This window comes from Methanosarcina sp. (genome assembly GCF_049706645.1).
In the GTDB taxonomy this organism is placed as follows: Archaea; Halobacteriota; Methanosarcinia; order Methanosarcinales; family Methanosarcinaceae; genus Methanosarcina.
Genome location: NZ_JBNAKP010000057.1, coordinates 1 through 24,657 on the forward strand (window position 1 = coordinate 1; position 24,657 = coordinate 24,657).

General features: G+C 44.5%; 19 protein-coding genes. 11 read left to right on the top strand and 8 right to left on the bottom strand.

The annotated features are described in order from the left end of the window. Positions 1–744: 744 nt before the first annotated feature. The 4 genes from ACPK8D_RS15745 (at position 745) to ACPK8D_RS15760 (ending at position 6,254) form a co-directional block, all read left to right on the top strand. Positions 745–2,253, top strand: a complete 1,509-nt coding sequence (locus ACPK8D_RS15745; protein ID WP_424718800.1) for a 2-isopropylmalate synthase — start codon at positions 745–747, stop codon at positions 2,251–2,253. A 153-nt stretch (positions 2,254–2,406) separates the two neighbouring features. After that, on the top strand, positions 2,407–3,165 hold the full coding sequence (locus tag ACPK8D_RS15750) for a TatD family hydrolase (RefSeq protein ID WP_424718801.1): 759 nt from the start codon (positions 2,407–2,409) through the stop codon (positions 3,163–3,165). 92 nt (positions 3,166–3,257) lie between these two features. Next, positions 3,258–3,899: an MBL fold metallo-hydrolase gene (locus tag ACPK8D_RS15755; protein ID WP_424718802.1), complete on the top strand. Its 642-nt coding sequence runs from the start codon at positions 3,258–3,260 to the stop codon at positions 3,897–3,899. 417 nt (positions 3,900–4,316) lie between these two features. Continuing rightward, positions 4,317–6,254 carry a YgiQ family radical SAM protein gene (locus tag ACPK8D_RS15760; protein ID WP_424718839.1) on the top strand — a complete coding sequence of 646 codons (1,938 nt, stop codon included), beginning with the start codon at positions 4,317–4,319 and terminating at the stop codon, positions 6,252–6,254. A 91-nt stretch (positions 6,255–6,345) separates the two neighbouring features. Here the strand turns inward: ACPK8D_RS15760 and ACPK8D_RS15765 are convergent, their stop codons facing one another. The 4 genes from ACPK8D_RS15765 to ACPK8D_RS15780 form a co-directional block, all read right to left on the bottom strand. Further along, positions 6,346–6,627 (bottom strand): hypothetical protein, encoded by a 282-nt coding sequence (locus ACPK8D_RS15765; RefSeq protein WP_424718803.1) that lies wholly within the window; start codon positions 6,625–6,627, stop codon positions 6,346–6,348. Positions 6,628–6,656: 29 nt separating this feature from the next. Further along, positions 6,657–6,914 carry a hypothetical protein gene (locus tag ACPK8D_RS15770; protein ID WP_424718804.1) on the bottom strand — a complete coding sequence of 86 codons (258 nt, stop codon included), beginning with the start codon at positions 6,912–6,914 and terminating at the stop codon, positions 6,657–6,659. Positions 6,915–7,232: 318 nt separating this feature from the next. Then, positions 7,233–8,333, bottom strand: coding sequence for a (Fe-S)-binding protein (locus ACPK8D_RS15775; RefSeq protein ID WP_424718840.1), 1,101 nt, complete (start codon positions 8,331–8,333; stop codon positions 7,233–7,235). A gap of 62 nt (positions 8,334–8,395) precedes the next feature. After that, positions 8,396–9,766 (bottom strand): FAD-binding oxidoreductase, encoded by a 1,371-nt coding sequence (locus ACPK8D_RS15780; protein WP_424718805.1) that lies wholly within the window; start codon positions 9,764–9,766, stop codon positions 8,396–8,398. A 261-nt stretch (positions 9,767–10,027) separates the two neighbouring features. Here ACPK8D_RS15780 and arcS point away from each other — a divergent pair, with 261 nt between their 5' ends. Next, positions 10,028–11,902, top strand: coding sequence for an archaeosine synthase subunit alpha (gene arcS, locus ACPK8D_RS15785; RefSeq protein WP_424718806.1), 1,875 nt, complete (start codon positions 10,028–10,030; stop codon positions 11,900–11,902). Between the two features lie 124 nt (positions 11,903–12,026). After that, positions 12,027–12,557, top strand: a complete 531-nt coding sequence (rimI, locus tag ACPK8D_RS15790; protein ID WP_424718807.1) for a ribosomal protein S18-alanine N-acetyltransferase — start codon at positions 12,027–12,029, stop codon at positions 12,555–12,557. On the opposite strand, the gene ACPK8D_RS15795 is transcribed toward rimI, so the two are convergent. Then, positions 12,541–12,819: a UPF0058 family protein gene (locus ACPK8D_RS15795; RefSeq protein ID WP_424718808.1), complete on the bottom strand. Its 279-nt coding sequence runs from the start codon at positions 12,817–12,819 to the stop codon at positions 12,541–12,543. The two genes, rimI and ACPK8D_RS15795, sit on opposite strands and share 17 nt — an antisense overlap. A gap of 314 nt (positions 12,820–13,133) precedes the next feature. Here ACPK8D_RS15795 and ACPK8D_RS15800 point away from each other — a divergent pair, with 314 nt between their 5' ends. Further along, positions 13,134–13,328: a hypothetical protein gene (locus ACPK8D_RS15800; protein ID WP_424718809.1), complete on the top strand. Its 195-nt coding sequence runs from the start codon at positions 13,134–13,136 to the stop codon at positions 13,326–13,328. A gap of 75 nt (positions 13,329–13,403) precedes the next feature. On the opposite strand, the gene dnaG is transcribed toward ACPK8D_RS15800, so the two are convergent. Next, complete coding sequence (gene dnaG / locus ACPK8D_RS15805) at positions 13,404–14,960, bottom strand: DNA primase DnaG (RefSeq protein WP_424718810.1); 1,557 nt, start codon at positions 14,958–14,960, stop codon at positions 13,404–13,406. 1,515 nt (positions 14,961–16,475) lie between these two features. On the opposite strand from dnaG, the gene ACPK8D_RS15810 reads away from it, so the two are divergent. Then, positions 16,476–17,960, top strand: coding sequence for an NAD(P)/FAD-dependent oxidoreductase (locus ACPK8D_RS15810; protein WP_424718811.1), 1,485 nt, complete (start codon positions 16,476–16,478; stop codon positions 17,958–17,960). 29 nt (positions 17,961–17,989) lie between these two features. Then, positions 17,990–18,985 (top strand): RNA 3'-terminal phosphate cyclase, encoded by a 996-nt coding sequence (gene rtcA / locus ACPK8D_RS15815; protein WP_424718812.1) that lies wholly within the window; start codon positions 17,990–17,992, stop codon positions 18,983–18,985. 232 nt (positions 18,986–19,217) lie between these two features. Here the strand turns inward: rtcA and ACPK8D_RS15820 are convergent, their stop codons facing one another. Together ACPK8D_RS15820 and ACPK8D_RS15825 are read right to left on the bottom strand one after the other, a co-directional pair. Continuing rightward, entirely contained in the window at positions 19,218–19,841 is a 624-nt protein-coding gene (locus ACPK8D_RS15820; protein WP_424718841.1) for an RNA 2'-phosphotransferase, read from the bottom strand. 100 nt (positions 19,842–19,941) lie between these two features. After that, positions 19,942–21,090, bottom strand: coding sequence for an MFS transporter (locus tag ACPK8D_RS15825; RefSeq protein WP_424718813.1), 1,149 nt, complete (start codon positions 21,088–21,090; stop codon positions 19,942–19,944). 747 nt (positions 21,091–21,837) lie between these two features. On the opposite strand from ACPK8D_RS15825, the gene ACPK8D_RS15830 reads away from it, so the two are divergent. After that, positions 21,838–23,292: an OB-fold nucleic acid binding domain-containing protein gene (locus tag ACPK8D_RS15830; protein WP_424718814.1), complete on the top strand. Its 1,455-nt coding sequence runs from the start codon at positions 21,838–21,840 to the stop codon at positions 23,290–23,292. 681 nt (positions 23,293–23,973) lie between these two features. After that, positions 23,974–24,627 carry a cyclic nucleotide-binding/CBS domain-containing protein gene (locus ACPK8D_RS15835; protein ID WP_424718815.1) on the top strand — a complete coding sequence of 218 codons (654 nt, stop codon included), beginning with the start codon at positions 23,974–23,976 and terminating at the stop codon, positions 24,625–24,627. Positions 24,628–24,657: the final 30 nt, after the last annotated feature.

Below are 24,657 nucleotides of genomic sequence, written 5' to 3' on the forward strand. Positions count from 1 at the left end.
GATGATGTTTTATGAAAAACTCTCACCGCCCAGAATTAACCGAACCGACAAAAATCCTCGTCAGACAGGAAACAACTCCTGACTCCATTAAAAGATGAAAGAGATATGTAATTTAACCCACGCAATCAGTTTGCGCAGGGTCATATACAAGGTATTTCTTGTATATAAAGCTTTGTGTTATTCCCTTTGACACATTGGCTTGTGTAAGGGATACTTACAAGGCATTTCTCGTATATAAAGCTTTTTATTGCTCTCCTCAACACAATTGAGTTGTGTGAGGAACATATACAAGGCGTTACTTGTATATAAATCTTCTCCTGCAAAGGAGCTTGAACAAATTTGAAAGAGGGAAATATGAATAGTTGAAAGATTTCAAAAGAGTTGTGCTTTTGAATCCTTAACTTTGTCCGTTTTTATGAGCCATTGTTTCGAAAACAACGTCCCCAGGCGCCTTCTGTTGCCGTTTTTCAGATTCCGTTTTTGGCACCTTTAAGTTTCGTTTTTCAAGTCCCGTTTTTCAAGTTTCGTTTTTCATGCTCTTAGATGTCGTGTGACACCTTGAGAAGCAACCCTAGTAGGGTGCATTTAGTATAAATAATTTTCCGTCCGGAGCTCAAAAGTCAAACCCTAAATTTAAACATCTAAAAATGCGCGTGTCATTTATATACCAGAAATCTACATTCAAGTAGATGATTACCATGAATGTAAGAACTGAAAGAAGGGATCGATTTTTACATCGAACCCATGCAGAATAAAAAGGTAACTGTTTTTGACACAACACTGCGTGACGGAGAACAAACCCCTGGGGTATCTCTGACTTCTGCCCAGAAGCTGGAAATTGCCCATCAACTTGACAAACTTGGGGTGGACATAATAGAAGCCGGATTTCCTATCTCATCAGAAGGAGATAAAGAATCCGTAAAATCGATTTCTAATGCCGGGCTGGATGCTCAAATTTGCGGACTTGCCCGTGTGCTGAAAAAAGATATCGATGCCTGTTTTGAAAGCGACGTCGGACTTGTGCACACTTTCGTCCCTACTTCTGAAGTACAGCGGACATATACCATCAAAAAAAGCCAGGAAGAAGTAATTCAACTGGCCGTAGAAGCTGTCCAGTACATCAAAGATCACGGGGGAAAATGCATGTTCTCTGCAATGGATGCTACGAGAACCGAACCCGAATATCTTATAGAGGTTTTCAAAGCAGTCCAGGAAGCAGGATGCGACATCATTAACGTGCCAGATACTGTTGGCGTTATGGTCCCATCCGCAATGTACAGGCAGATAAAGGACATCGCAGCCGAAATAAGAATTCCCATAGATGTGCATTGTCATAACGATTTCGGGCTTGCTGTAGCAAACAGCCTCATGGCACTCGAAGCAGGCGCGTCCCAGGTTCAGGTTACGATAAATGGGATAGGAGAAAGGGCAGGAAATGCCGATCTTTCCCAGACAGTCATGAGCCTGGTTGCAATGTACGGGGCAAAAACGAATATTCGGACCGAATACCTTGTAGAAACCTCGAAATTGATTGAAAACTATACTGGAGTCAGGCTTCCTCCAAATACACCTGTCGTGGGCCAGAATGCCTTTTCCCATGAATCAGGAATCCACAGCCAGGGAGTACTTGAAAAATCCGATACTTTCGAACCCGGCATAATGACACCGGAAATGGTAGGGCACAAACGGCGCATTGTACTTGGTAAACACACAGGCAAACATGCAGTCAAGCAATCTCTCGAATCTGCAGGTATAATAAGCAATGACAAGCAGCTCGATGAAATCGTATCCCGGATTAAGGAGATTGCAAATAAGGGTAAACAGATTACGGATGCGGACCTCTATGCGGTTGCTTCTGCCGTGCTCGGGAAAGCGAGTTCGGAAGAAGAGCTGATAAAACTCAAAGAAGTCTCCGTAATGACCGGAAATATCCTGACCCCGACTGCAGTGGTCAAGGCAGACATTGAAGGCAAGGAAATTATTTCAGCCAAGACAGGGGTTGGCCCTGTGGACGCCGCTCTCAATGCTGTAAGGGATATCCTGGGAGAAAGTAACCACTTCAAACTCCAGGAATTCAGGATCGATGCAATTACAGGCGGAGCAGATGCCCTTGCAGATGTATATATAGGGCTTGAAAATGAGAAAGGCAGAATCGTAACTGCAAGATCTGCAAACCCCGATATAGTCATGGCCTCTGTAGAAGCTCTTGTAAATGCTATGAACCTGCTGTATAAGAAAGAGGAAAAGAGCTAAAATCGACCGGGACAGGCTAAAACTGACTGAAAGCGCCCGAACATTATAAATAAAAACAAAAAAATCGGATAAGAATCGAATATTCGTTTTTCGGGTCTGTATTCCATAAATCATGTATAAAAAGTAAAATAAAATGAGATGGAATACAGACCCATGCCTTATCCAATTATTGATTCTCACTGTCACCTTGATTTTCCTAAATTCAACCGCGATAGGGAAGAGGCTATTCTCCGAGCCAGGGAAGCAGGAGTTGTCGGAATTATAAATTCCGGAATTTCCCTGAAGGGCAACCGCATTAGTCTTGAGCTTGCGGAAAAACATGAAGATATTCATTCCACGCTTGGCCTGAGTCCTGATATTGGCAGGGAAGGTACGGATAAAGAAATTAATGCCATTCTTGCGCAGATTGAAGCCAATGCAGGAAAAGCAGTGGGCATCGGGGAAGCAGGCCTGGACTTTCAGGACTGCAAAACAAATGAGGAACGGGAGAGACAGACCAGGGTATTCAAAAAAGTGATCGAGCTTGCAAAAGCCCTGGACAAACCACTTGTAGTCCATGCCCGGCTGGCTGAAGCTGAAGTGCTGAAGCTTGTCAGAGACGTGGATACGGTTATTTATCACTGCTACAGCGGCCCTGTAGAAACCATGCGGGAAATCGTGGATATGGGATACTATATTTCCCTGGCAACTCTTGTCTGCTTTTCCGAACATCACCAGGTTCTTGCAGAAGCCGTGCCGCTTGAAAACCTGCTTCTGGAAACCGACAGCCCCTTCCTTTCTTCGCGCAAAGGAAGAAACGAACCTGCTTTCATAGTGGATTCGGTTCCTGTAGTAGCGCAACTTAAGAACATGGACCCGGCAGAGATTGCAAAGTCGGTTACTGAAAATGCGCGCAGGGCTTTTAATATCTAAATCTGAGACCTTATTAAAAGCAAGGAATCTGCTGGGAAATAATGCGAAAAATGCAGGGAAAGCATAAGGAAAAAAGAACAAGAGGAAAAACCATGGAAGTACGGTACATTTGCCCAACTGCTTACGATTCCAGTGTATATCTGGTAAACGGAAAAGTCCTGATCGATGCGGGAATGAATAGCGACCTGATAATCGAGCAACTTGAGAAATATATAAAGCTTACAGACCTGGAACTCATAATCCTGACCCATTGCCATTATGATCATACCGCGGCAGCAGCAGCTATTGCAGAAAAAAGCGGTGCAATAGTTGGAATACATAAAGCTGACCTGGAAGGCATAAATGACGAATATCTCAGCGTGTCCGTACTTTTTGGAGACCGGGCCCCTGCGGTCAGGCCCACAATTACATATGAGGAAGGAGATAAAATTGACATAGGAAACGGAGAATACTTGGAAGTTATCCATACCCCGGGTCATTCAAAAGGGAGTATCTGCCTCTATGAGCCGGTCTCAAAAAGTCTCTTTTCCGGGGATACCGTTTTTCCAGGCGGGGGTTTTGGAAGAATGGACTTTGAGGGCTCAGAACCTGAAAAAATGGCTGGGTCAATAGAAAAGCTCACAAAGCTGGATGTAAAAACCCTTTACTCTGGGCATGGAGCCCCTGCGGATAGGAATGGAAACAACCAGATTATGGCTTCGTACCGAATGCTAAAAATGATGATGGGCGAATAAAAGCAGCCCATCGAGACAATCCACGAGGACAGTCCGGATATAGAACGGTTCAGATAACTGTTTAAGCGGGATCAAAGAGAGTAAGGAGCCTTAAAGTAAATTATGACCAGAGATACAGCAGTTCCAAAGAAGAATAAGAACTTGAGCTCGGGAAAACCGAATGAAGAGGGGTCGGGTAGAAAAACCGGTTTTTTTGTCCCAAAAAAAGCTGAAGCGGGACAAAAGACAGAAGAAGAGACTAAGTCAGGCGCGAAGCCCGGAATAAAACTCGAAAAAGCCGAAGGAAAAAAAATAGATGTAAAGTTCCCTAAAGAAGCAGGGAAAAAACCTGAAAAGAGATCGGGAACCAAATACGAGAAGAGGGCAAAGAAAGAAAAATCCATCTCTTCCCGCATACCTGCATCAAAATTCCTTCCGATGAGCCCTGAGGAGGTGAAAGCTCGCGGCTGGAAAGAACTTGACATTATCCTGGTTACCGGGGACGCCTATGTGGACCATTCCAGCTTCGGCACGGCAATAATAGGAAGAGTCCTTGAAGATGCCGGTTTCAGAGTAGGAGTAATTGCCCAGCCGCGCTGGGACAACCCCGAAGACTTTAAAAGGCTTGGAAAGCCCAGACTCTTCTTTTCCGTAAGCGCAGGAAATACTGACTCTATGGTCAGCAACCTGACCCCAGGCCTGAAGCCGCGGAATAAGGATGCTTATTCTCCCGGAGGCAGAGCAGGGCTTCGCCCGAATCGCACGGTAATCATCTACTCTAACAGGATAAAAGAAGCCTTCCCTGAAGTGCCTATAGTCCTGGGAGGAATTGAAGCTTCTTTACGGCGTTTTGCTCATTACGATTATCTTTCAGATAAAGTCAGGCAGTCCATCCTGGCTGACGCGCCTGCTGATCTTGTAGTCTACGGCATGGGGGAGCTTCAGATAGTTGAAATTGCAAAACGACTGCAAGCTGGGGAAGATATCAGAAACATCAGAAATATTCCGGGCACAGTCTGGAAGATGGAAGTTAAAGCCTGGAAAGAACTCAAAGAAAGAATTGAAAAGTCAGAAAAAGAAGAAAGAATTGAAAAGCCAGAGAACAAGGAAAGAGTCGAAAAGCCAGATAAGAGACCGGATAAACAGGAAAAGGACAAGCCTGAACAAAAGAACGGGAGAATAGCTGAGGATGCAGCCGAACTTTTAAAGGAATATATAGAGATCCCCTCCTTTTCAGAGGTCTCTCAGGATAAAACAGCCTTTGCAAAGGCTTTTCGCATGTATTTCGCGGAACAGAACCCTGTTACCGGAAAAGGGGTTATCCAGCCTCACCCGAAAACCATAATTGTGCAGAACAGGCCAATGCTCCTCCTGACAGAGGCTGAGATGGACCATGTATATGAATTGCCGTTCACTGGCGAAGCCCATCCTTCCTACACCGAACCCATTCCTGCCCTGGAAATGGTAAAATTCTCCCTGACAACGCACAGGGGCTGCTTTGGAGGCTGTGCTTTTTGTGCAATTACAGAGCATCAGGGACGCATGATTGCAAGCCGCAGTATCGAGTCCGTTCTGCGCGAAGCTAAGAAACTCACCGAAAAATCGGATTTCAAGGGCATTATAAACGGAGTCGGCGGCCCAAGTGCAAATATGTACGGCATGGAATGCGGAACCTGGGGAAAAAAAGGAGCCTGCCTTGACAAATCCTGCCTTTATCCTCGCATTTGCCCTGCTCTGGATACCAGCCACAAAAAACTGCTCGAACTCTTACGCCGCCTGCGCGAACTTCCAGGAGTCAAACAGGTCTTTACAGGTTATGGAGTACGCTATGACCTGGCTCTTAAAGATGAAGAATATCTCCAAGAGCTTTGCGCTTACCATATTAGCGGACAACTGCGGATTGCACCCGAACATTTTTCAAGGCAGGTTACAAATGCAATGTGTAAGCCAGGCAGAGAAGTCTACGAAAAATTTACCCAAAAATTTACAGCTCTTAACCGGAAGTGCGGCAAAGAACAGTACATTGTAAATTACCTGATGTCAGGGCATCCGGGCTGTACCATTGAGGATATGATAGAGATGGCAGAGTATGTGAGGGAACATGGAGGCTATACCGAGCAGGTACAGGACTTCACCCCAACGCCTATGACCGTATCAACATGCATGTACTATACAGGCCTTGACCCGTTCACAGGCAAGAAAGTATACGTTGCAAGAGGCAAAAAAGAAAAAGCCATGCAGAGAGCCCTCATGCACTACAGGAGCCCTGCAAATTACGAGCTTGTGTATCAAGCTCTGGAAAAAGCAGGAAGACTTGACCTTGTGGGAAATGCCCGGAATTGTTTGATAAGAAGAAAAGAGAAGCTGCAAAGGTAACAGCTCTTTTTATTAGAATAGAGTGGATCGATTAATTCTTCTTTACTTAAGTCAGTTTAAAACACTGCGGAGTCCTCGAACGTGTACACCTTTATATCCCCTGGCACTCGCGAAAGAAGGCCCTGAGCTTTCCACTAACCTGCCCGCAGTAAGTGCTCAGGGGCCTTTCCTTGATCTCAATTATCAGGTTTGCCTCACTATCCAGGCTAATGTGGGCAACTATTCCATTTCCTTCGAGCACCCCGGAATTTCCGGATGGAACCTCGATCCCATAACTCTGAAGCTTTTTCTTCATGCAGGAAAATACTTCAGGAGTCACATCTTTGAATTTAATCCCCTGGCAGCCTTCAGTGTCAATCTTTCTTTCGCTCATACTTTATCCCAGAATATTACAGATTTTCTTTACGAACCATGGCACTCTCTTACAAACTGTTTTATTTTCATGGCTGCAACTTCACAGCTGACGATGAAAGGCTTTTCAGTGATTGTAATGGTAAGATTGGACTGTCCGTCCCATTCAAAATCCGCAGTAATCCCTTTGCCAGATAGTTCCCCCCTGTTTCCTGGCGGGACGTGGATGCCAGAGTTCTGAAGCTTTTTCTTCATACAATTAAACGTATCATGCGAAACGTTGCGAAGTTTTATCGGTCTACAACTCATTACCCTGTCCTCCGAACCTACCTCTAAAACTAATATCAGGCTATATAAATCAATAAATAAAACTCAATAAACAAGAGTAGTTTTCCGAAGATAAAAATATGGTGCCATATGCGTTAATAGAGGTCAGAAAATTCGTACGGGTAACCAGGAAAGACATAAAGGAATCTGTTGTGAGGATCCGGAAAAATAAAGCTGAAAGATAAATATTGTCCAGGAACATGAAGAAGAATGGGTAGAGCCGAATAAAGCCGGCCCTTAGTAAAGTCAACTGAGAAGCAGGCAGTTAAACTTAAAATAGCAGACTCAGAAATAGCCAGACTACTCCATCGCCATTGCCACGAGTTCTACAATATCAAGGACCTCAATATCTCCGCCTGCATCCCTGAGATTTCTTACACAGAGGGGGCAGGAGGTAACAATATAATCCACACCTTCCGGCACATCCTGAAGTCTGTTTTTTGCAAGCTCAAGTGAGATATCAGGATACCCTATCCTTACCCCGCCGCCGCCGCCGCAGCAGCGTGCATCTTCTTTAATGTTTTTCATCTCCTTGAGGGTAGAGATAGCCTGGATAACCTTCCTTGGAGCGTCATAAATCTTATTATGCCTGCCCAGGTGACATGGATCATGGTAGGTGACTGTAAGGTCAAGTTTCTTCAAATTGAGTTCTTCCAGGTGTTCGGCAAGGAATTCAGGGAGGCTGATAACCCGGAGTTCTTCGGGATAGTTATTCTTAAGGGTTGTATAACAGCCGGCACAGCTTGTAATAATTGTATGAGCTCCGACTTTCCTGATCTGCTCAAGGTTGCGCTCCATAACTTTTTCTGCGTCCTCCTTAAATCCGGTACGCAGAAGGGGAGAAGCACAGCATTGCTCATCAGGCAGGAGAGTTACTCCAAAGCGCTGCAGGACTTTAAACGTTTTTTTGGCAAATTCCGGATAGCGGTAGGAATCGAAGCAGCCCACGAAATAGACGTAATCTGATTTTTTAGGGAGTTTTGAACGTTCCTTTTCGGAAAGCCAGTGTTTACGGTCTTTCGTTTCCCCGAAGGAGTTTCCGTATGTCATGACCGCCGATTTCAATTTTTCCTGGGCGTCCGTTGTGATGCCACATTTCACAAGCTGAGCCCGGGCAGCTTCGACAACCTCAGGTGGGTTTGCTCCTGCAGGGCACCTGGAAGCGCAGATTCCGCAGGTCGTGCACGAAGCCAGGCTTGGAAGGACATCTTCAGAAGGATATCTGCCTTCAAGCAAACTTTTAATGATCAGCATTCTGCCGCGTGTATTGGCGGATTCCCATCCTACCACGTCAAATACAGGGCAAACCGAGCGGCAGGTTCCGCACTGCACGCATTTGTAGACCGACCTGCGGTCAACTTCAAAGGATTGCTTTTGCTTTTCGCTCTCTTTCCCGGTCATTTCGTCTTTATCAGGTTCCTTTTCCTGCTTAATTTCTTTTTTTCTTTCGTTTTTCATAGTTTTCACAACCCCAGTTTCCCCGGATTCAGTATACCTTTCGGATCGAGAACTTTCTTGATTGCACGCATTACCTCAAGGGCAGGTCCCCACTGGGCTTCCATATACTCGGCCCTTGCCGCACCTACACCATGCTCGGAACTGACCGTGCCTCCAAGCTCAATCGCTGTCCTGTGGATCAAATCCGCAGCTCTGTTCAGGCGGTCCCATTCATCCTTATTCAGAACATCAATGAAGAGGGCAAGGTGCAGGTTTCCGTCTCCTATGTGCCCGTACTTCATAGCAGGCAGGTTGAATTTCTCAGAAATTTCCTGTGCGCGCTTTAGCAGTTCAGGGATCTGCTTTATGGGAACTCCCACATCTTCTCCGACATAAATGCGGGTCTTTGTCGGGTCCAGGCGAGAGACTGCAGCCCCTACGAGTTTTCTGGCTGCCCAGATATCTGCCATTTCCTTTTCGCTTTCCGCAAGCCTTATGGAAAGAGCTAGTGGAGAGCAGACTTTTATTATCTGTTCTGCTGCTTCACATGCCGAACCTTCAGTGCCGTCGACCTCAAAGAGAAGCACATCCCCCTCTGAAGGGAGCACAAGATTCGGGTCGTAACGTTTGAGAACCTGCAGGGAAACCCTATCCAGGATTTCGCAAGCTGAGGGAATGACCCCGTTTGAGAAAGTATTTACAACTGCCTGCCCTGCAATTTCCGCATTTTCAAAGGAAGCGATAACCAGTTTTCGGGTTTTCGGGAGAGGGGCAAGCTTCAGGCTGGCTTTCGTGACAATGCCGAGTGTGCCTTCCGAACCTATAATAAGCTGGGTTAAATCATATCCTGCAGCGGATTTCAGCATCTTTGAACCGGTATGGATAACTGTCCCATCCGCAAGAACCACTTCCAGATCGCGGACATAGTTTCTGGTAGTACCGTACTTAACACAGCGCATTCCGCTTGCGTTATAAGCTATCATGCCCCCGATAGTGCACATGGCCGAACTTCCAGGATTTGGAGGAAAGAAAAAGCCATACGGTTTTAGTGCGTCATTTAAAGCATCCTGAATAATCCCGGGCTCTACGACCACCTGGATATTATCAATATCGATTTCAAGAATCCGGTTCATGCCCGACATATCCAGCACAATACCCCCTCCAACAGGAACTGCCCCGCCTGCAAGTCCGGTACCTGCTCCCCTGGCAGTTACAGGAATATCATTCTCATAGGCAAGCCTGACAATCCGGCTTACTTCGTCTGTGCTTTTCGGGCGTACCACGTAATCAGGCATTCCCTTAACCTGGGATGCGTCAGAAGAATAACAGTAAAGTTCCGAAGGCGAGACCGAGAGTCGCACGCCAACGATCTTTCGAAGTTCTGCAGTTATATCCATTCTAGACCTCAAATTGGAATTCAGATGTGAAAAATAGAATCTGTCACGGCTGGAGACAGACAAATGAAAGATGAGTTGCAGCAGATAATCAAGATTAATAATATATAAGAATATACCATCCTTTTTCCTCCTGAAGAGCTACTACGAAATAAAACGTAAACCTGAGCACTCTTCAGCTTCAGGAAAGCAGGCAGTAAAAGAAACTTTCAGGAAAAAATGCAGGACAAACCTTTACATCCTGATAGACGTAAGAGGACGAATATGACACAGTACTTTGAGATAGAACAGAGAGACGGAGCAGCAAGGATTGGAAAACTTCTGCTGTCTCCCGAGCTTCGTACGCCCTGCATATTAAGTACGATAGAACTTGGAAAGCTTGAAAGCCCCGGCCCTGTTGTTGATGCAGGGAGTTTCTGGGGTGTAAAATCCGATGCAGAGCTTGAGACACGCGTAAGGCAAATCCGGGAAAATGCAGGAAACGGAACTCTCATAATCCTGCCGCACCAAGCTTATCCGCCTGCCATTCCAGCTGAATCCCTCGGGAAAGTCGAAAGATTTACTGCCACTAATGGTGAAAACATTGAAGGCCCAACAGGTTCTCTCCTGAGGATAGGACGGAAGCCTGAGAAAACCGATCTCTATGTGATGGAAGGAGCAGGCACCCTTGAAAACAATGCGCGAAGATTTCTTGAGACCGTAATAGAGCTTAAAAACCATATCCCTCCTGATACGGCTCTTTACACTCCGAACCTGGCACTTCCTGAAAATATAGCTATGCTGGTCTACCTCGGAATTGATGTTCTGGACGATACAAGGGCAGAAATTGCGGCCTATTCGGACATCTACCTGACAGCAACAGGAAGCTTTTATCTCGACTCCCTGACAGAGTTTCCCTGCAGGTGCGGGGTATGTGCCGCAAGTACGCCCGCAGAGCTCAGGAAACTGCCGAAAATCGAGAGAGCAAAGTTCCTTTCAGCTCACAATAGGGATGCCCTCGAAGCCGAACTTTCCCTTGTGCGGGAAAGGATCAGGGCCGGGACACTGAGGGAATATATCGAAGGCCAGTGCAGGGTCAGGCCCTGGCTCACAGCCCTGTTAAGACTTGGAGATTTCGAATTCTCCTACCTTGAGGAAAGAGTTCCTGCTTTTCGGCAAAACCAGCTTCTTGCAGATACCTCGGAAGCCCTGTCCCGAATCGAGGTGGCAAGATTTGCACGGCGCATACAGGAGAGATATACGCCTCCTGAGCTTGAAGTTCTGGTGCTTTTCCCGTGCTCGGCCAGAAAACCCTATTCGACTTCCCAGTCCCACCAGAGATTTATCCTGGCGCTTGGAAGATACCGAAAGTTTGTCCATGAAGTGATTCTGACTTCACCTCTTGGAATAGTCCCCAGGGAACTGGAACTGACATACCCTGCGTCCCATTATGACACTGCGGTTACAGGGCACTGGGACGAAGAAGAAAAAGCCTGGGTTTCCGGCTGCCTTGAAGCTTATCTCTCAAGACACAGATATAAAGCCGTGGTCGCCCATGTAGAAGGCGCATACAGGGAAATTTGTGAACGGGCGGCAAATAACCTCGGTGTTGAAATAATCTATACCGGCACAGGAAGTCTCGTATCTGTAGAGGCTCTTTCAAACCTTAAAAATACCGTTGAATCTATCTGCGTAGCCGAAGATTTCAGCAAGAAAAGCCTGAATGCTGAAGAGGAGAAAAAAAATTTCCTGAGAGCAATTGCAGAATATCAGTTCGGAGAAGATGCCGCACTTCTTTTCTCTGAAGATATCGGAAAACTTGCGGTCAAAGGCCGGTTCCCCAAATACCAGCTCTTTGCCGGGAAAAAACAACTTGCAACCCTTGTACCGCAATACGGAATGCTTGCTCTTTCCCTTGAGGGGGCTGAGCTGATGCTAAAAAATGAAAAATACCTGGTAACAATTGATGATTTTCTCCCGCGCGGTTCCATTCTTGCCCCAGGTGTTATTCAGGCTGATCCGGGAATACGACCTAATGATGAGGTAATTGTGCTTGGGAAAAAAGCAATCTGTGTAGGGCGGGCTGTAATGAGCGGAGAAGAAATGGTAAAATCCAGTAGAGGAGTTGCAGTGGATGTCAGGCATGTCAAGAAACTCTGAGTTTGCATGCTGATTTCTAAGATAAATTCTACTAAAATAAGTTTATGAAATCTTGACGGGAGGACTGTATAAAGAATATTTTCTCTAGAAGAAATAATAAAATGGCAGGAATATATTAGATATTATGATAAGGCGTTTTGCACCTGAGGACTTCGAGGAAGTAGTTGAAATTGAAAGTGAGGCCTTTTCGGAGCACAACTCCCTCTTGTATATGAGCTTTTACGAAACTGTAGGGGACGGTTTCCTTGTCGCGGAGCAGGACGGAAAAGTCGTGGGGTATGTGGTAGGCTACCGTTCCGCAGAAAACGAAGGGCACATTTTTTCTGTTGGTGTCAAAGAAGAATATCGGGGAAGAGGAATAGGTACAGGACTGATCCATGCTATCTGTGATACTTTTGTTGCAAACGGGCTTCGATACGCAAGGCTCGAAGTAAGAAATAGTAACATAGGAGCACAAAAGTTATACAGGTCCATAGGATTCGTACCTTGCTGGACCGAGAAAAAATATTATTCAGATGGAGAGGACGGGATGGTAATGAAGATGCATCTTCATCCTTACCGTCTCCTGATCTCAAAACAAAAATATCTGGAACCTATACTTTCAGATAACGAATTTTTTGTCACTTTCAAGAGACCTATCAGTTATTACCCATGAGCTTGATGACAGAATTCAGCGATTCCCTCATCTGGGTTGATGTTTCCTCAAAGATAGGGTCGTCCCGGGACATCAGAGTAGCAAGCTCGCCTCCTAAAATAAAAATTGCGCGCTTGTGGTCCGCCTTACTCCGGTGAATATGTACAGGGCTTATGGATAAAGCCTTGTAATCATCGAATTCGTGCGTTACCCCGTGCCTTTCGAAGTACCTCTTCATTTGGGCCATATATGTGTGCAGTTGTATAAGCTCTTCCTTGTGCATAGCGAACAGACCTACAATTTTACAAGATCAATTTAATATTATCTTGAATCGGATAAAAGAATTATCCGAGGAAAATCACTTCCGAGTCGTAGATTATAAAGTTTTCTATATAATCTATATGATAAATAATGAAGGATTATGGCAGAAAGTGTGAAGTTTAGCATCATAGTGTGAAATAATGCCAAAACATGGTGAACACACAGGCCTCATACATAAATATTACACATAAGATGATAGCTCAGAGAAAATTGACTTTACGAAAAAAATAGAGAACATCCAAAATCGATTTTGGAGAATCAATAGGGAAAGAGTCAATGACTCCTGGAAGAAAGCCAGGTTTTGAAAAACGAAGAAAAGTGCAATCAAGAAAAGAAACAAAAAAGAGAGTAAAATTTCAAAAAAACGAAAGAGAATCTGGAAAAAAAGATGGAAAATTAAAGTGGGTAAAAGAAATGGGAAAAGAGGGAAATAAGAAAGCTGGAAAATTGAGGCCAGTCAGAAAAAAATGAAGATTGACAGATTCGGAGAGAGATTGGGAATTGGGGAAGTAAAAAAAATCGGAAATTGAGAGAAGTAAAGGTCTCTCAAAGCATACTTGCGGTCAAAACTTCCATATCAGCAGGTACCTTGGCTATATTTCCTATCTTTACACCTATAAGGTTTTTAATTGCGTTGCTTGAAGCAATATCAACGAGCCTCTGAGTTATTACGCCATCAAAAACCACACTCTGGATATTGTCTTTATAGGTCTTTAGCCTGCTGGCAAGGTCGCGGACTGCAATCTCTTCTACTACCTTATCCTGAGAGTCGAGAATTCTGGCCGTTAGAGTTCCTTTCAGAGCTTCGACATGAGGCCTGAACCTGGCGGCTTCGGGAGAGACGGAAACCGTCTTTACCGGGGCAGGAGAAACCCTAACCGCCTCACCTCCGGGAACTTTGACGGCCGCCGAAACCTTCTCGGCAGGCTTTTCTCTGGGAACTCTGGCGGCAGCAGGAACTGCCCTTGCCGAGATTTGGGGTTTTGTGATAACAGGTCTTGTTTTGACTTTTTCTGCGGTCACAGGAGATAGTTCCGAGACTTTTTCAGCAACCTTTTCAGGTACCTTCTCAAAAGCTCTTTCAGGTTCTGCTCCTTTCGTTTCTTCTTCCGGGAGTCCTTCACCGTAAAGATCTGGCTTTGGAGAGACCCTGTGAACCTTAATACGCTTGTGCAGCTTCTTCTCAGCAATCCTGGGGACGATTTCAGGTGTCCTTACCTTTCTTTTGGAGCTCCTCTCCACTCTGCAGGCACTTTCTTCGCCTTCCCTTTCCTGGATTCCGTATTTCTCAATGATCTGCTCTACAGGAACTTTCCGGCGCAGGGCTCTTATAACTTCTTTCTGGACAAGATCCTCTACGCATTTTCCATCGGGGGCACGGGAAACATAGTCGATATCGGCCACCTGCAGGAGCTCACGTATTATGAGTTCGCCTCCACGATCCCCGTCTGTAAAAGCCGTAACCGTTTTCTTTTTAGTAAGCTCTGCAACTTCAGGAGGGATATTCGTCCCACCTACACAGATGGTATTCTTGATACCGTAACGGAGCAGGTTAAGAATATCAGCTCTCCCTTCGACAATTATAATGGCATCGGAGTTAAGTACATTCGGCCCACAGGGAATTCTGGACTTTCCGTAGTAAGTAAGTTCATCAACTCTTACGGACTGCCGAACTTCATCGGCCAGCTCCTGGGATTCGGGCACGGTCTCATCAAACATTTTGGTAAAAATGAGCTTTGCCCTTTCAATAATCTTCTTGCGCTTTACAGCCCTTACGTCTTCTACCTGGAAAACCTCAATTTTGGCGCTGCAGGGTCCCACTCTATCAATGGTCTCAAGAGACGCGGCAAGAATTGAGGTTTCAACCTTATCAAGGCTTGAAGGAACAAAGATATTTCCTTTAGTCTTTCCTCCCTTGGCCGTAACCATTACCTCGATCCTGCCAATCCTGCCAGTCTTTTGCAGGTCACGGAGATCAAGATCAGCCCCGAGTAGTCCCTCAGTTTGCCCGAAGATCGCACCTACGATATCAGGACGTTCAATTACCCCATCAGCGTTAATTTTAGAATGAATGATGTATTTTGTAGTATCTGTATTTTGCATGTGAATTCTCCTCAGATATTGTAAATGGTTTATCGTGATAATTTTTTTAAACTACTTTCCTTAGGAATTTTATTCCTAACAATTGTGACTGATTGCTTTCCTGGGCCACAATCCATCGAGTTTCCTGATAATACAAACTATTCTCTATACTCCGAAAACTCGTAAAGTCTGGACAATGCAAAAATAGTAAAAAATCAGATTTCATACCGGGTCAGGGATAAAACGCCCTTGAAGAGGCAGATCTAAGAATTAATGACAACCATCGCCGGAAAGAGAGTTCCGGACCTGCCTGGAGTTCCCATTATACTTATGCCAGGAGACCTGATCCGGCAGAATGCCAGAAATTACGCGATCTGGTAGAAGCTCTTGCCTTACGAGAATCTGGTAAAATTTCAGGCCTGTATTAGCCTGGCTTAAGATTCTCTCAGATAGAGAAGCTTCTGACTTTCAAGTTGGGCAGACAATAATACCTTCGTTGTTCCTGAGGCTTTCCATACCTGCCCGAAAGCCTTTGCCCTAACATAAGTTTTTATTATGGCGCTGAGGTAACTTCAGAGCCTGTAGCCAAAACATGTGTTCATTTTTCAATGAGCCTGATAACTCAAGTTTTCAAGAAATACCCCTGAAAAGCGGGTAATCCGGGCATGTGCAGCCAAAATGTGCCAGAGGCCCTATCCCTTAAATTAGGGGCTGCATAGTGATAATTGGTAAGCGGTAAGTGAATGCATATCAGGTTTATTGAGAGCACTTTTTGACTTTTACTTCATGGGTGATGATGTACGAATTCTAGTTTTACATTGAATGGTCATTTTAACCCTGAGTGATAATGCAGTAAATCTGAAGTTTTTATTATATTTGCATGTGATTAGTTACATTGGATTATCTTTACGAATTTAGCAATGATGAATAGATGAAGTTGTTAATCAGTGATATGACCTGACAGAACAGCTCTCGCCCGCCTTTAAAGAAAGCTCGGCAAATGAGGAACTCTGTGCGTCACATGTTTTAAATTCATGTATTTAATGCCCGCAGGCTTTAAGAACTTTGTGGTTATTTAAAAAGTTCTACCAAACCCGGATAGTTTTTTCGTACCCGTTATTTTTGAAAATACTGTACTTTCAAAACAGCTCCGGAAGAGTTATTTCGGAAAATTCCGGAAGAGATTTAGAAATTGTTAAAAATAATAAAATGGAAAAATTTAGAAAAGTATATATAAAACTAAAGACTTGTAAAAAATTGAACGGGCGAGACATAGAAACTTTTTTATGTACTAACCCCCCACTCCCAAACTCGCTCGTTCAGACCCCCTGAAATATTAAGAGTGCATTTCCCGCTTTTGCAAATAATACCAGAGACACTATAGACCTTTTTCCACGTACATGATCAGATTTTCAAAGTAATTTATATTCAGAAAAGCCTGATTAAACCTCTTTGACAAATTCCATATTCAATAGCCTGGAAGCTTTTAGGTCATTTAAAAACCTATAATAGGCGTGAAACACAACTACTAAGAGTATGGGAAGCGAGTTTGGTACACAAAAAGCTGTAGATAATGAGATCCAGAAAGCAGCTGCAGTTGAGGGAAAAAAGGGAGAATTTCAGGAACCGGTGTCCGCACAGAATCCTGAAAAAAAAGGTCCTGCAAGAGTGGTTATTATAGGTGGCGGAGCCTGCGGCATGGCAGTCGCTACCAAACTTCGGAGACAGAGTGATTTTAAGATTACCGTACTTTCGAGAGATTCCCATACTGCTTACAGCCACTGTGGAATCCCTTTTGTTCTGGGCCGAGAGATTGAGAGTTTTGAAAAATTGATAGTAAAGCCCCAGGATTTTTTCAGAAAAAACCAGATCGATGTCAGACTAAGCGAGTGCGCCAGCTCAATAGACCTGGATTTAAAAATTGTCCGGACAGGGGAAGGAATTTATTCATTTGACAAACTCGTAATTACTACAGGCAGCCTGCCCTTTATACCTCGAACAGGAAGCTCAAATATCCTCCCTTATGGTCTCTTTACCCTGAGAAGTCTTGCTGATGGAATGCTTTTTGAAAAAGCCCTGGGAACTGTTGAGAAAGTCTGCATAATAGGCGCAGGGACAATAGGAATAGAATGTGCAGTTGCGCTTGCGAGAAGGGGAATTAAAGCCATCCTCATAAGCAGAAGCAAAAACCTGCTTTCCAGGCAACTGGACCCTGAAATTTCTGAAATCATACGAGAGCATCTGGAAAATCTCGGGATTGAAGTTATCACCGGGGAATCCGTGGTTTTTCCAGAAAGTTTCTGGAAAGAAAAAACACTATACGTGGGGGATAGGCGGCTTCCTGCCGAGCTTGTACTTTTTGCAAGCGGGGTTAGGCCTGAAATTTCCCTTGCCCTGGATGCAGGGATCGAAATCGGAGAAGCCGGAGGGATAATTGTAAATGAAATGCTCCAGGTTAAGGCAGGAGAGAAATTCCTTCCCTATGTATATGCAGGTGGGGAATGTGTGGAAGTAACGGACTTTGTAACAGGAGAAGCCAGGTTAAGCCAGCTGGGTACAACAGCCCGGCACATGGCCGACATAATCGGCAACAATATTACAGGAAAACATACTACTCTCGGGCCGCTTGCCGACCCCTGGGTAGCCGTGGCAGGAGATTTGCAGTTTGGTGGAGTTGGGATTACCTCAAAAGAGGCTGAAAACCGGGGAATAGAGGTAATTACAGGATTTTCCCGAGGCCGCACAAGAGCCTCCTATTATCCGGGTCGGAAAGATCTGTATATTAAACTTCTGTTCAAAGGCGAGGTTCTGGTGGGTGCACAGCTTGCCGGAGGAGAGGGAGTAAAAGAAAGAATCGATGCCCTCTCCCTTGCGGTCCGAAAGAAAACGACAATCAGAGATCTCCTTGACCTGGAAACCTGCTACGCACCGCCGGTCTCCATGCTTGTGGATCCTCTCAGGCCAGCTGTAAAAGCCGCAATCAGAAATTTAAAGGAAAAAGAAAGCAGCAGGGTAAAGTAAGATAAAATCAGGAAAACGTGGGGGAGGAAATGTTAGAAATCGACGGCTCTTACGGTGAAGGGGGCGGGCAGTTGGTCAGGACGGCTGTTGCTCTTTCCGCAGTTACGGGGAAAGAGATCAGGGTTACGAATATCAGGAAAAACAGGCCAAAGCCGGGCCTTAAACAGCAGCATTTAAAGGCTCTGGAAACTGCAGCCAGTCTCTGTGAAGCTCAGGTTTCGGGACTTTTTCCAGGCTCTACCGAACTTTCTTTTGCTCCAGTGGAAATAAAGGGGGGCAAGTATGATATTGATATTGGGACCGCAGGAAGCATAACCCTGCTCCTCCAGTGCATTATGCCTGCCCTGCCATTTGCGAAAGAGGAGGTCGAAATCAAGGTAAAAGGGGGAACCGATGTGGCCTGGTCTCCGACAATGGACTACCTGCAGCACGTGACTTTCAGGGCTCTGGAGAGGCTGGGCTACTCAGGCAGCGTAACCCTGAAGGAACACGGCTACTACCCTAAAGGAGGAGGAAAAGTTTCAGCTTTTTTTAAACCGTGCAGACTGCAAGGATTTCATTTTTTAAAAGAGGAGGAAGAAATAAGAGGGATTTCTCATGCTTCGAATCTTCCGGCTCATGTACCTTTACGCCAGGCAGAAGCAGCCAGTACGGGATTAATGGAAGCCGGATATCCCTCCCGGATCGAAACTCAATCTTTTGAAGCCTTTTCTACTGGAAGCGGGATAACCCTCTGGACAGGCTATATAGGTGGGAGTGCCCTCGGGGAAAGAGGACTTCCAGCAGAAAAAGTAGGCAAACGCGCTTCAGACGAAATTATTCCTGAACTCAGGACAGGAGCCTCTGTTGACACACATCTGGCAGACCAGCTAATACCGTACATGGCTCTTGCAGGAAATAGTTCTTACACTGTACGGGATCTTTCTCTTCACGCTGCAACAAATATCTGGGTTACTGAGCAATTTCTTGATGTCAAATTCAGGATAGAGGAAAAGGAAGGTCTTTTTGAAGTATCGGTTAGCTGAAAGAAAAAAGAAAAGAAGAGAAAAGGAGTAGGGAGCGAAAAAGAGAAGGAAGAGAGAAGAAAGGAGAGAAGAGAGGAGAAAAAAAGGAATAGAGAAGGAAAAGTGGAAAAGAGAAGAGAGAAGAAAGGAGAGAAGAGAGGAGAAAAAAAGGAATAGAGAAGGAAAAAAGGAATAGAGAAGAGAAAAGAGAGGAAAAAGTACCAGGAAGGATTGGAGAGAAAAACTTTTAAAGTCAGTCTTCAACGATAAAAAGGTATTCAGGAGGTATTTTTTCCGCAAGTACGATGTCATCGGTTGCAAGTTTGAGAGAGATCCCGTCTTCCTGGGCTTTAAATGCATCGATTTGAAGGATGACAGGGTTTTCAGTATGAATAAGGGCTACTTCTACTGCTTTTTCATATGTAGTGCTGAGGTGGACGTATCTCTGTTTTATCGGAAAGATTCCGTTCTCCAGCAGAACATCGACTTCTTCAGGGCTTGCCCCGTAATACAGGTATGGAGAATCACTTTCCTCGTAGTCCAGATCAATATTTACAGAGTGCCCATAACGTGCCCTGATCCTGGAGTTACTGATCTCATACCTTCCTTTTTCATCGGATTCCACAAGGGCATAAAGGTATTCCTTCCTCATCCAGTTATACCGCTTCCTCATAACGTCGCAGAAAGCGTTCAGATTCACCCAGCCGAAACTGTCCATTTCAACTCCCGCAGATGCTGGGAAATGCCGGAGAGTGCCTGATACAAACCTGCCAAGCTTTTCCTCCTTGCTATCGTCAAGCAGGTATCTGCCAGGGCGTTTACACTGCAGACAGCTGCCTCCTCTAAAATAGCCGTGCTCAGTGCATTTTCGAATCATGGTATCACGTACATAATGAAACTTTACCATAAATAAGGTTTTGTTTTAATGTTTTATTTTGACAAAGCTGTTTAGTTAAAATTTTCTATATCTCAACTATTCAGGCCTCAAAATTATCTCCAAATAATTTGTAGAACAGTAGACCTGAAATGGCCAGAATCGCAGCTCCTAGTGCTGTTTCTCTGAATCCGAAAAGCTGGGAAGAAATCCCTCCCAGGAGAGCGCCTGCAACTCCTGCAGCCCCAATCATTGAGTTGATAAGACCTGCTGCAGTCGCTTTATCCGGATTCAGTTCGACAACCTGGCGGGTAGAACCCACGTATAAAAAAGCCCAGGCTGAGGCAACGAGAAACATGCTGGGTATGATGTAAAGGTAAGATGGAGCAAGTGCGTAACTTACAAAACCAATAACTGAAACAAGGTACCCTGCATGGATCAGTTTTTTGTTTTCAAAGGAATCAAGCCTACGCATAATTAAAAACTGGACTGCTGGATTAATAGAGTAGATAAACCCAATCCAGAAATCACTTGCTCCGAGTTGCCTGAGATACAGGGGATAAAAAGCCCAGACTCCCAGGGCTCCGGTGTGCCGCAGAAAAAGGGAAAAATAAACCCCTGAGTTCTTTAACAAGGTATCCAGAGAAAGATAGGGAATATCAAGTCGGGGTTTTAGAAGATCTTTTAGCTTTAAAGCCTGCAGGAAACAGAATAGATAAAAGGTGGCAGAGAGCAGGAAAAGCGTGTCCATATTTTCCCCTATAAGCCCTGCTAGCAGGAAGCCCGCCATCCAGCCCAGAGAACCAAGAGAAATGAATCTTCCCAGGCTCTCTTTCCGATAGTGCACATACGCAATCAAGGCTCCAGGGCAGACACCCACGGTGAAACCTGTAAAAGCTCTTGCAAGCATGAGAGTAGCCGGATCACTGGCAAAAACCTGAAGGAAAAAAGCTGCAACTGAAAATCCGAGGCCGGCGAGGAGCATTGTGCGCAGACGGTGAAAATCTGCAAGCCTTCCGAAAATAAATGAGGAAAGCAAGGTCGCAGCTGAATAAACACTCACAATGAGGCCTACTTCGAAATAAGAAGCTCCCAGAGACCTCGCAAATACAGGAATGAAAAGTATGGAGAGCACGTTTGCCATATTTGAGAGGAACTGGATCTTATTTACCTGTATCAAGCCAATCAGCACCAGAAAAGCATGGGTGCAGTTTATTAATATTGTTTCCGCTTTGTTGAGAAATACTTTCATCGGGCACACGGTAATCTTTAGTAGAACGGCTTGCATACCCTAGCGCGAAATCTAAAGTATTCTTACCGACCGCCGTATTCAAGCACAATTTAAAACCTATCTGGAAGGTCGATTTGAACTTTCAATTCCGGGTTGAGATTCGGGTCAACAGTTTCTTCGGGCGCGATTCGTGGACTTGATTTCAACCACATTGTCAGGACTCAATCCAAAAACCTTATAGGGACAGAGCCTGCTGAATTGCCTGTCAAGTGATTGCTGCGGCCAGACAAAAGGAACATAAAATATAACTTAGACAATAAGATTTGGACTATAGATTCAGAGGAGTAAAATTTAGAAAAATAAAACTTAGAAAAATAAAATTTAAAACCGCGGAAACTTAAAATCAAAAAGAATAAAAGGAACTTTAGAAGATAATTAACTGTGACCTTTCTTATCGTATGTTTACTAAAAGGTATAAGTTTTGAAGTGTATTACTCTGAAATACTCTGAAATTTACTCTGAAATTTACTCTGAAATCTTACCTGAAATTCGCCTGAAACTTAACTTAAACTTAACTGAAGCGATTTGAACTTTTAGACAAGATTAAGATTTGCTAATCGACTACTCTCATAAAACAGTTTTTGAATTTTATACCATAACGTCGGAGCCGGATTTAAAGCAGCAAGCGTGGCTAATATTATTGCCAGCCACAGGAACTAAGGCAAATAGCAAACACTGAAGATAAGAATCATACATTAAGGGGATAATATGACAGATATTGAATCGATCTATAAAAAGCTCAGCCATGTCATCAGTAAAGAAGACTTCCTGCAGCGTGTCCAGGAAAAGGTCGAAAACATGGGAGGGCTTTGCGATGAACCTATGGCTGCCATGCTGGTTGCCAACGAACTTGGATTTTCGGATATAGGTCGGGACAGTGTGAAGATTGAAAATATTACAGCTGAGAGCGGACCAGTTAACTTTGTTGCAAGAGTTGTGTCGGTTTTCGATCCCAAAGAATTTACCCGAAACGACGGGACGATAGGTAGGGTCGGAAATATAATTGTTGGAGATGAGACCGGAAAAATAAAGGTTACGCTCTGGGACAATATGGCAGACCTCATAAAGGCTGGAAAAATCGAAGCAGGGCAAACCCTCCAGATCAGTGGCTACGCTAAGCAGGGGTACTCAGGAGTGGAAGTCAATGTAGGAAACAATGGAGTCCTTGCCGAAAGTGAAGAAGAAATCGATGTGACTGCGAGCAGCCAGAAGATAAAGGATGTAAAGGACGGCATGGGGGACCTGAATTTGACAGGAAAAGTCCTGGAAATCTCAGAAATAAGGACCTTCCAGCGAAAAGACGGCAACCCTGGAAAGGTTGGAAACTTGCTTCTCGGGGACGCAACAGGCACACTCAGGGTGACCCTCTGGGATGACAAGACCGAGTTCTTGAACCAGATTGAATACGGAGATACCGTGGAACTTGTCAATGCTTATGCCCGGGAGAACGCCTTTACTCAGAAAATTGAACTGCAGATCGGAAACCGAAGTATAATCCGGAAAAGTGAGAAAAAAATCGAGTATGAAGAGAAATTTACCCCGGTTGCGGATATAACGGCTGATATGAATGATATTAACGTTTCCGGAAGGATACTTGATATCGGGGAAATTCGCACCTTTGAGAAAAAAGATGGATCCACCGGAAGAGTGGGAAATCTCCTTCTTGGCGACTCCACAGGCAAAATCAGGCTGACTCTCTGGGATGAAAAAACCAGCTTTCTGGATGAAATTGATTTTGACGAGACTATAGAGGTACTCCATGCTTATTCTCGGGAAAATGCCTTCAACCAGCAGGTGGAACTGAATCTGGGAGGCAGAGGGATAATCCAGAAGAGTGAAAAGGAGATTGAGTACAGGGAAAGGTTTACGGATATTGCTAATATTGTCCCGGGGGAGAGCTATTCAGTCCAGGGGAAAGTTTCCGAAGTAGGAGAACTCCGAGAGTTCGAAAGGGAAGACGGAACCGAGAATGTGGTTGCAAACCTTCGACTTAAAGACGAAACCGGCAGCATCAAGCTAACACTCTGGGGAGAACAGGCATATGTAATCGAGGATCTCGATATTGATTCCGAAATCCAGATAATTAATGCATATGCGAAATTTGGTCTGAATGAGGAGATCGAGTTGAGTATCGGGAATCGAAGCAGAGTGATCATGCTTTAATCTTTCTCCTTTTTCAGCTTCTATTTTATTTTTACTCCTTAAATCTGTGTTTTTCAAAAAGCTTATAAAGTGCGTTCCAGTGGAAATAAAGGGGTCTGAAAAATTTCCTGTGAGAAAAATAGAAAGCATTACAAATATAATTTAAGTTGTTTCTAACCTGTATAAGCCTGCTTTCTAAAATATACTTCTCTTCTGCACTTCTTCCTGATAATTTCTCCAGATGACTGGGAGTTTTTCATTCTCAGCAAAAACCTCCAGTGGAAACAAAGGGGTTCTGAAAAATTTCCTGCGAAACTCCTGTAAACTTTTCTTCACGAAAAACGAGAGTGGCCCTAAAAAGGATGCATTTCCGACTCCATGCAAACTTCTGTTCTCTACAAAAAAAGCAAATGCCGTTATCGTTATGTACCATTGACTCGTATATATAAGTGTTATAAAAACGTCCGGAAAGTGTGGGGAAGATATCTTAGAGGGATCGGACAAAAAAATAAATCCGGAAACTACAGCCTCACCGGAGTATCGTCTTTAAAAAGTTGATGATTGCAGGGCCGGAGTTAGAGAGAAAACTAAAGCAATCTGAAACGTTTTTCCACAGGAAACTGAAAACCTGGAGAGCTTTTATATCGTGAATTTTATATTGTGAATTGCCGAAGTACGGAACTAAAGGGGGAACGGCAGTAGATGGCAGATGGATCTGGAAGGGATACCGATGCTGAGAGGGAGATAGGTGTTGGTATTCACAGCAGAGAAATTGAGAGAGAAGTCTCGGTTGCTGAAGTCATGAATAAAGCAGTCATAGTAATGGATATCAACTCGGATATTCCCGCTATTGCAAGGGAAATGGTCAGTCGTGATGCAGGAAGCGTCATCATTACCGAGAATGGCAAAGCTATGGGAATCATAACTGAAAGGGGCCTTGTGAGAGGTATCATTACGGAGGATAGAAAACCAGGTGAGGTAAAGGCAAGTGAAATCCTCTCAACCCCACTGATAACCGTAGAGCCTGAAACAAATATAGTAGAAGCTTCCAAAATCATGTTGAAGGCGAATGTTAAAAGGCTGCCAGTCCTGGAAAACGGTATGGTAATAGGAGTGATTTCGAATACTGATATCCTGATGGTAACACCCGGACTTAATACTATTCTCAAAGATCTTATTGACATGAACAGGGAGGCTCTCCTCTCCATCCCCTCAGTCGAAGAGATTTCAGAGGCAGAGGAATTCCAAACGGGCATATGTGAATCCTGCGATCTTTTATCATATGACCTTAGGTTTGTGGATGGAAGGTACTTATGCGGAAATTGTCGGCAAGAAGAAGGGGAAAATTACGAATGAATTGAAATCTTGAGATCTTGACTTTAAATC